The organism is Streptomyces sp. NPDC002156 (assembly GCF_053593675.1).
In genome coordinates, this window is the sequence record NZ_JBSFDA010000270.1 from 1 (window position 1) to 8473 (window position 8473).

At 70.0% G+C, this 8473-nt stretch carries 8 protein-coding genes and 1 riboswitch; of the genes, 6 read left to right on the forward strand and 2 right to left on the reverse strand.

What is annotated here, in order from left to right; all coding sequences use genetic code 11:
- Positions 1 to 98 precede the first annotated feature (98 nt).
- Positions 99 to 917, reverse strand: coding sequence for a hypothetical protein (locus tag ACWCRB_RS47430; RefSeq protein ID WP_451002015.1), 819 nt, complete (start codon positions 915 to 917; stop codon positions 99 to 101).
- Between the two features lie 135 nt (positions 918 to 1052).
- On the opposite strand from ACWCRB_RS47430, the gene ACWCRB_RS47435 reads away from it, so the two are divergent.
- Both ACWCRB_RS47435 and ACWCRB_RS47440 read left to right on the forward strand, forming a co-directional pair.
- Positions 1053 to 1415: a hypothetical protein gene (locus ACWCRB_RS47435; RefSeq protein ID WP_451002010.1), complete on the forward strand. Its 363-nt coding sequence runs from the start codon at positions 1053 to 1055 to the stop codon at positions 1413 to 1415.
- 8 nt (positions 1416 to 1423) lie between these two features.
- Positions 1424 to 2644, forward strand: a complete 1221-nt coding sequence (locus ACWCRB_RS47440) for a glutathionylspermidine synthase family protein (protein ID WP_451002011.1) — start codon at positions 1424 to 1426, stop codon at positions 2642 to 2644.
- Positions 2645 to 2654: 10 nt separating this feature from the next.
- On the opposite strand, the gene rocD is transcribed toward ACWCRB_RS47440, so the two are convergent.
- Complete coding sequence (gene rocD, locus ACWCRB_RS47445) at positions 2655 to 3869, reverse strand: ornithine--oxo-acid transaminase (protein ID WP_451002012.1); 1215 nt, start codon at positions 3867 to 3869, stop codon at positions 2655 to 2657.
- 102 nt (positions 3870 to 3971) lie between these two features.
- A riboswitch (ZMP/ZTP riboswitch) is annotated at positions 3972 to 4061 on the forward strand.
- A 48-nt stretch (positions 4062 to 4109) separates the two neighbouring features.
- On the opposite strand from rocD, the gene ACWCRB_RS47450 reads away from it, so the two are divergent.
- From ACWCRB_RS47450 to ACWCRB_RS47465, 4 genes are all read left to right on the forward strand, one after another.
- On the forward strand, positions 4110 to 5561 hold the full coding sequence (locus tag ACWCRB_RS47450; RefSeq protein ID WP_451002013.1) for a glycine hydroxymethyltransferase: 1452 nt from the start codon (positions 4110 to 4112) through the stop codon (positions 5559 to 5561).
- Positions 5562 to 5684: 123 nt separating this feature from the next.
- Positions 5685 to 6698: a tryptophan--tRNA ligase gene (trpS, locus tag ACWCRB_RS47455; protein WP_369030691.1), complete on the forward strand. Its 1014-nt coding sequence runs from the start codon at positions 5685 to 5687 to the stop codon at positions 6696 to 6698.
- A gap of 170 nt (positions 6699 to 6868) precedes the next feature.
- Complete coding sequence (locus ACWCRB_RS47460; protein WP_451002014.1) at positions 6869 to 7447, forward strand: 2'-5' RNA ligase family protein; 579 nt, start codon at positions 6869 to 6871, stop codon at positions 7445 to 7447.
- Between the two features lie 46 nt (positions 7448 to 7493).
- Positions 7494 to 8357, forward strand: coding sequence for a YihY/virulence factor BrkB family protein (locus ACWCRB_RS47465; RefSeq protein WP_451002016.1), 864 nt, complete (start codon positions 7494 to 7496; stop codon positions 8355 to 8357).
- Positions 8358 to 8473: the final 116 nt, after the last annotated feature.

Genomic DNA, 8473 nt, shown 5'->3' on the forward strand with positions numbered 1-8473 from the left:
GGGCTGGGTAGTCAGCCCGTCGGGCGTTTGAGGACGAAGGGGGGTCTGGGGGCGCAGCCCCCAGGGATGGGAATGGGTAGGGGCGGCGGGGGCGAGTCTCACTCCGGGGCCTCGCCGAAGCGGGCCAGCGCCAGGGCCCCCGCCACAGCCACCCCGAAGCCCATCACCGCCAGCCATCCCAACCCCTCCCGTGTGCGGTCCCCCAGCCACACCACCCCGATCACCGCCGGCCCGATCGTCTCCCCGATGACCATCCCCGCCGTCGGCACGGTCACAGCCCCCCGCTGCAACCCCGACGTCAACGCCAGAAACGCCGCCCCACCCCCCACCACCAGCGCATACGTCGCCACGTTCGCCACCAACGCCCCCACCGACACCTCATCGATGAGCCGCACCGACACCTCGACCACCCCGAACCCGAACCCCGCCCCCAAACCGAGCACCAACCCCCGCCCCCGCTCCGGCAACCGCCCGCCCAGCAACCCCAGCACCAGCACACCCACCGCGGTCGCGAGCATCGCGTACCTCAGCGCGTCCGACCCCGCCCGCTCCCCCTCCGTCCCCGAGGCGAGCCCCAGCATCCCCAGCCCGGCGCACACCACCCCGACCGCGCCCCACTCCATCCCGCTCAGCCGCACCCGCAGCAACCGGGCGGCGACCACGGCGGTGACGGCGAGACTCGCGGCCAACGCCGCGCCGACCGCGTAGATCGGAACGGACCGCAGCGCGGCGACCTGGAAGACGAAGCCGAGGCCGTCCAGGGCCAGCCCGGCGATGTACCGCCACTGCCGCACCGCCCGCAGCAGCAGCGCGGCGTCGCCACCTCGGCCAGGGGCTTCGGCAGCCGCCCGCGCGGCCATCGCCTGCAACACCGTCGCCGTACCGAAGCAGACCGCCGCGCCGAGCGCGCACACCATTCCAAAGAGCACAAAGTGACTCTAGGTGGACGGGAGGCACGGGAGGCACAGGGGGCAGGCGTACACCTGTCCTTGAACGATCTTTAAGCTGGGCGAACTTCAAGCCTGGCGAGACACCAACGGGGAGACACGAACATGGCCGACGCACGCAGACAGTCACGCGGACAACTCCGCTCAGGCACCGTCGTACTGGGCGGCATGGGCCTGCTCGCCGCCGCCCTCACCGCCTGCTCCTCGGACGACCCCGACAAGCGCTGCGTCGACCGCGACAGCTACAAGGCCGCCAAGGGCTACAAGGTCGTCGCCGACAAGAACTGCAAGACCGTCACGAGCACCAACGGCGCCTACTACTACGGCGGCAAGAAGAAGTCCGGCTGGGTCAAGGGCGGCTCCTTCACCAAGTCCGGCAAGAGCAGCGGCAGTTCGGGCGACGACGGTTCCAGCACCGGCGTACACCGCGGTGGCTTCGGCGGCGGCGACACCAGCTCGGGCGGCTGAGCCCCGACATGGAGCGCCGCACGATCGAACCCCGCCCCGACTGGCAGCGAACCGTCGAGGAACAGGGGCTGATCTACCCGCTCACCCGCCACCCCGACGGCACCCTGCGCCCCTACTGGGACGAGAGCGCGTACTACGTCTTCTCGCTCCCGGAGGTGGAGGCGCTGGAGGAGGTCGTCGAGGAACTCCACGGCATGTGCCTCGCCGCCGCCGAGCACATCGTCAGCGCGAACCGCTTCACGGACCTCGGCATCACCGACCCGCGCATCGTGGCAGCGGTCGCCGAGGCCTGGCACCGCCGTGCCGAACTCCCGTCCGTCTACGGCCGTTTCGACCTCCGGTACGACGGCCGCACGGGCGGAACAGACGGCTCGGGCGGTCCTGCGAAGCTCCTCGAGTACAACGCCGACACCCCCACCTCCCTCGTGGAGGCCGCCTCACCCCAGTGGTTCTGGATGGAGGACCGCTTCCCGGGCGCCGACCAGTGGAACTCCCTCCACGAACGCCTGATCGCCGCCTGGAAGAAGCAGGCCGCCCTCCTCCCGCCCGGCAGCCCCCTCCACTTCGCGCACTCCGCCGCCGACGAACTGGGCGAGGACCTGATGACGGTGGCCTATCTGAAGGAGACGGCGGAGCAGGCGGGCCTCGACACCGACTGGCTCGCCGTGGAGGAGATCGGCTGGGACTCCCTCTCCGGCCGCTTCGTCGACAACCAACTCCGCTTCATCCGCAGCTGCTTCAAGCTGTACCCCTGGGAATGGCTCACCACCGACAAGTTCGCGGATCACGTCCTCGACACCCTGGACAACGGCGGCGGCACGGGTACGACGCTGTGGATCGAGCCCGCCTGGAAGATGCTGCTCAGCAACAAGGCGCTGCTCGCGATCCTCTGGGAGCTGTACCCCGGCCACCCGAACCTCCTCCCCGCCTACCTGGACGGCCCACGGGAACTGGCGCACACGACCGGTTACGTGACCAAGCCGCTGCTGGGCAGGGAGGGCGCGGGCGTCACGATCCACGAGCCGAACACCGCCGCCAGTCCTGCCGCACCTGACGTCGAAGAACCCTGCTGCTACCAGGAGTTGGCCCCCCTGCCCGACTTCGACGGCAACCGGGTCGTCCTGGGCGCGTGGGTCGTGGAGGACGAGTCGGCGGGCCTCGGCATCCGCGAGTCCTCGGGCCCGATCACGGACGAGTACGCCCGCTTCCTGCCCCACGTGATCCTTTAGCCCCCGGTTCTCATCCGCTCAGTACGCCCCGCAGCTGCGCCAGCCCCCAGTCCAGATCCTCCTTGGAGATGACGAGGGGCGGTGCGAGGCGGATCGTCGGGCCGTGGGTGTCCTTCACCAGGACGCCCCGGTCCATCAGCCGCTCGGAGACCTCCCGGCCCGTGCCGTACGCCGGTGCGATGTCGATGCCCGCCCAGAGGCCCCGCCCGCGCACCTCCGTCAGCGCGCCGGTCCCGGCCAGTGCCCCCAGCTCCCGGTGCAGATGCGCGCCCAGCTCCGTCGCCCGTGCCTGGTACTCGCCGGACCTGAGCATCGCGATCACCTCCAGCGCCACCGCGCACGCCAGCGGGTTCCCGCCGAACGTCGACCCGTGCTCACCCGGCCGGAACACCCCGAGCACCGCCCGCGAGGACACCACCGCCGACACCGGCACGATCCCGCCCCCGAGCGCCTTCCCCAGAACGTAGACGTCCGGCACCACACCCTCGTGCTCGCACGCGAAGGTACGGCCTGTCCGGCCCAGCCCCGACTGGATCTCGTCCGCCACGAACAGCACGTCCCGCTCCCGCGTCAGCTCCCGTACGCCCCGCAGATAACCGGCCGGCGGCACCCGTACCCCCGCCTCGCCCTGGATCGGCTCCAGCAGCACGGCCACCGTGTTCTCGGCGACCGCGGAACGCAGGGCGGTCAGATCGCCGTACGGCACGATCTCGAAACCCGGCGTGTACGGGCCGAAGTCCGCCCGTGCCGCCGAGTCCGTCGAGAAGCTGATCACCGTCGTCGTACGGCCGTGGAAGTTGCCCGCCGCGACCACGATCTTCGCGATTCCGTCCGGCACGCCCTTGACCCGGTACCCCCACTTCCGGGCGGTCTTCACCGCGGTCTCCACGGCCTCCGTGCCCGTGTTCATCGGCAGTACCGTCTCCATGCCGCACAGCGCCGCCAGCTCCGTACAGAACGCGGCGAACCGGTCGTGGTGAAAGGCCCGGGACGTCAACGTCACGCGTTCCAGCTGGGCCTTCGCCGCGTCGAGCAGCCGCCGGTTTCCGTGACCGAAGTTCAGCGCGGAGTAACCGGCCAGCAGGTCCAGATAGCGGCGGCCCTCGACATCCGTCATCCAGGCACCGTCCGCGGTGGCGACCACGACCGGCAAGGGGGCGTAGGTGTGCGCGCTGTGCGCGTCGGCCGCCGCGATGAGCGCTTCGGTGGTGGGCGTGGTGGTCACAGGACCTCCCGGGGTGCGAATGCCCTGCCGTCCCCCTCCCTTCTATCGTCGCTCGCATGGTGGACGCGGCACCTTGGGCCCATGTCGTGCCCGGTAGGCTGGCCGACGGGCCGTGACTGGCGCGCTGGGATGGGACGGACCATCGGGGAGCGGCCTGGGAGTGATCAAGTGCCGTGCGCCTGGGCCGAGCCGTGAACCCGTGACCGCTGTCCAGCACCCACGCCACCCGGAGGCCGACGAATGTCCGAGCAGCAGCCCCTCTCCACCGAGTCCACCGCCTTCCGCGCCGCCCTCGACGTGATCCGCGCCGTCGAGCCGCGCGTCGCCGACGCCATCGGCCAGGAAGTCCACGACCAGCGCGAGATGCTCAAGCTGATCGCCTCCGAGAACTACGCCTCTCCGGCCACCCTCCTCGCGATGGGCAACTGGTTCAGCGACAAGTACGCCGAGGGCACCGTCGGCCGCCGCTTCTACGCCGGCTGTCGCAACGTCGACACCGTCGAGTCCCTCGCCGCCGAGCACGCCCGCGAACTCTTCGGCGCCCGGCACGCCTACGTACAGCCGCACTCCGGCATCGACGCCAACCTCGTCGCCTTCTGGGCCGTCCTCGCCGACCGCGTCGAGGCGCCCTTCCTGGAGAAGACCGGCGTCCGCCAGATCAACGACCTCTCCGACGCCGACTGGGCCGAGCTGCGCCGGGCCTTCGGCAACCAGCGCATGCTCGGCATGTCCCTGGACGCGGGCGGCCACCTCACCCACGGCTTCCGCCCCAACATCTCCGGCAAGATGTTCGACCAGCGGTCGTACGGCACGGACCCGGCGACCGGCCTGATCGACTACGAGGCGCTGCGCACGTCGGCCCGCGAGTTCAAGCCGCTGATCATCGTGGCGGGCTACTCCGCGTACCCCCGTCTGGTGAACTTCCGGATCATGCGCGAGATCGCCGACGAGGTCGGCGCGACGCTCATGGTCGACATGGCCCACTTCGCGGGCCTGGTCGCGGGCAAGGTCCTGACCGGCGACTTCGACCCGGTCCCGCACGCCCAGATCGTGACGACCACCACGCACAAGTCGCTGCGCGGCCCGCGCGGCGGCATGGTCCTGTGCGACGACTCCCTCAAGGACCAGGTCGACCGGGGCTGCCCGATGGTCCTCGGCGGTCCGCTCCCGCACGTGATGGCGGCGAAGGCGGTGGCCCTGGCGGAGGCCAGGCAGCCCGCCTTCCAGGACTACGCCCAGCGCATCGTCGACAACTCCCGGGCCTTGGCGGAAGGCCTGATGAGCCGGGGCGCGACCCTGGTGACCGGCGGTACGGACAACCACCTCAACCTGATCGACGTCGCCTCCTCCTACGGCCTCACCGGCCGCCAGGCCGAGACCGCCCTCCTCGACTCGGGCATCGTCACCAACCGCAACGCCATCCCGTCCGACCCGAACGGCGCCTGGTACACCTCGGGCATCCGCATCGGCACCCCGGCGCTCACCACGCGGGGCCTGGGCACGGCGGAGATGGACGAAGTCGCGTCCCTGATCGACCGAGTCCTCACGGCGGCCGAGCCGGGCACGACGAAGTCGGGCGCGCCGAGCAAGGCGTCCCACGTCCTGGACGAGAAGGTGTCGGAGGAAATCTCCCAGAGGGCAACAGACCTGGTGGCAGGCTTCCCCCTGTACCCCGAGATCGACCTGGGCTGAGCTGCTTCTAGGGGCGCGGGGCCGCATCCATTTGCGGCTCCGCCGCGGGGCGCGACAAGCCCCCACCGGCTGGCAGCTCCCCGCGTACCGAAACCACCCCACACCTCTGAGACAATAAAAAACATGGCCTCAGATCGTCCCCGCGTGCTCTCCGGAATCCAGCCCACCGCCGGCTCGTTCCACCTCGGCAACTACCTCGGCGCCGTACGCCAGTGGGTCGCCCTCCAGGAGACCCACGACGCCTTCTACATGGTCGTCGACCTGCACGCGATCACGATCCCGCAAGACCCGAAGGAGCTGACGGCCAACACCCGCCTGGCCACCGCCCAGCTCCTCGCCGCCGGCCTCGACCCCGAGCGCTGCACGCTGTTCGTCCAGAGCCACGTCCCCGAACACGCCCAGCTCGCTTGGATCATGAACTGCCTCACCGGCTTCGGCGAGGCCAGCCGTATGACGCAGTTCAAGGACAAGTCCGCCAGACAGGGCGCCGAGAGCGCGAGCGTCGGCCTGTTCACGTACCCGATCCTCCAGGTCGCGGACATCCTGCTCTACCAGGCCAACGAGGTCCCCGTCGGCGAGGACCAGCGCCAGCACATCGAGCTGACCCGCGACCTCGCCGAGCGCTTCAACGGCCGGTTCGGCGCGACCTTCACGATCCCGAAGCCGTACATCCTGAAGGAGACGGCGAAGATCTACGACCTTCAGGACCCGTCGATCAAGATGAGCAAGTCGGCGTCGACGCCCAAAGGCCTCATCAACCTCCTCGACGACCCGAAGGCCACCGCCAAGAAGGTCAAGAGCGCGGTCACGGACACGGACACCGTGATCCGCTTCGACCCCGCCGAGAAGCCCGGCGTCAGCAACCTGCTCGGCATCTACTCGACCCTCACGGGCATGGACATCGCCGAACTCGAGCAGAAATACGACGGTAAGGGCTACGGTGCGCTCAAGGTGGACCTCGCCGAGGTCGTGGTCGACTTCGTGACGCCGTTCCGGGAGCGCACCCAGCAGTATCTGGACGACCCGGAGACACTCGACTCGATCCTCGCCAAGGGCGCGGAGAAGGCACGGGCGGTCGCCGCGGAGACGCTCGCCCAGGCGTACGAGCGGGTCGGTTTCCTCCCGGCGAAGCACTGACCCGTACCGGCACCCGTACCACCACCCGAATCCGTACCACCGCACGGCGCACAACGGGGCATCAGAGCGCTGCACATCACTACGCGTGCGCCTGCCCGCAGACCCGCCCTGCCCGTACAGTCGATAGCCGACTGACATGAGCAACACCGAGACGACGAACAGGAGACGACGTGGGGACCGTAACGATCGGTGTGTCGATCGCGGTCCCGGAGCCTCACGGCAGCCTGCTCCAGGAGCGGCGTGCGGGCTTCGGCGACGCCGCTGCTCACGGCATCCCCACCCACGTCACCCTGTTGCCGCCCACGGAAGTCGACTCGGCGGCGCTGCCCGCCATCGAGGCGCACCTCGTGGAGGTGGCCGCCGCCGGCCGCCCCTTCCCGCTGCGGCTCTCCGGCACCGGCACCTTCCGGCCGGTGTCGCCCGTCGTGTTCGTCCAGATCGTCGAGGGCGCGGAAGCCTGCACCTGGCTGCAGAAGCAGGTCCGTGACGCCTCCGGTCCCGTGGCACGCGAACTCCAGTTCCCGTACCACCCGCATGTGACGGTCGCGCACAGCATCACCGAGGAGGCGATGGACCGCGCCTTCGCGGAACTCGCCGACTACGAGGCCGACTGGCCCTGCACCGGCTTCGCGCTCTACGAGCAGGGGGCCGACGCGGTGTGGCGCAAGCTGCGCGAGTTCACCTTCGGCGGGACCGTCGTACCGCCGCAGCCCACCCATGTGGAGCGCGGCACCCTTCCGACCAGGTAGAACCGGCCACGGGCCAACGTTTCCGGGGTACAAGCTCACTATGGCTATGGACTGGCTGAAGAAGCTCCCCGGCGTCGGACCGATCGTCGTCCGCCTGATGGCCACGCACGCGTGGCGGTCGTACGAGCGACTGGACCGCGTGAAGTGGACGCGGCTGGCGGCGGCGATGACCTTCATCAGCTTCGTGGCACTCTTCCCGCTGCTCACCGTGGCCGCCGCGATCGCCGCGGCGACGCTCAGCACCTCGCGGCAGAACGAGCTGGAGGACAAGATCGCCGAGCAGGTGCCCGGCATCTCCGAGCAGCTGAACATCGACGGGCTGGTCCAGAACGCGGGCACGATCGGGGTGATCGCGGGGGCGGTGCTGCTGTTCACGGGGATCGGGTGGGTCGGCTCGATGCGGGAGTGTCTTCGGGCGGTGTGGGAACTTCCGGACGACGAGGGGAACCCTGTCCTGCGGAAGGTGAAGGACACCGGTGTGCTGGTGGGACTCGGCGGCGCCGTGCTCGTCACGATCGCCGCGTCCACCGTGGCCTCTGCGGCGGTCGGCTGGGCCGCGCGGGGGCTGGGGATCGACGAGGCGGGCTGGGGTGCGGTGCTCCTGCGTGTCACCGCGTTCGGCGTCGCCGTACTCGCCGACTTCCTGCTCCTCCTGTACGTCCTGACCCTGCTGCCGGGTGTGGAGCCGACCAGGCGTCGCCTGCTCGTCGCGGCGCTGATCGGAGCGGCGGGTTTCGAACTCCTGAAGCTGCTGCTGAGCAGCTACATGCAGGGCGTGGCGGCGAAGAGCATGTACGGCGCGTTCGGCGTCCCGGTCGCCCTGTTGCTGTGGATCAACTTCACATCAAAACTTGTCCTGTTCTGCGCGGCATGGACGGCAACGGAGTCGACCGAGACGCCGAGCGCATGAGGGGTTTCTCGCCCCCGCCGCCCCTACCCATTCCCATCCCTGGGGGCTGCGCCCCCAGACCCCCGCTCCGGCCCTGAACGGGCCTTGTCCTCAAACGCCGGACGGGCTGACAAACC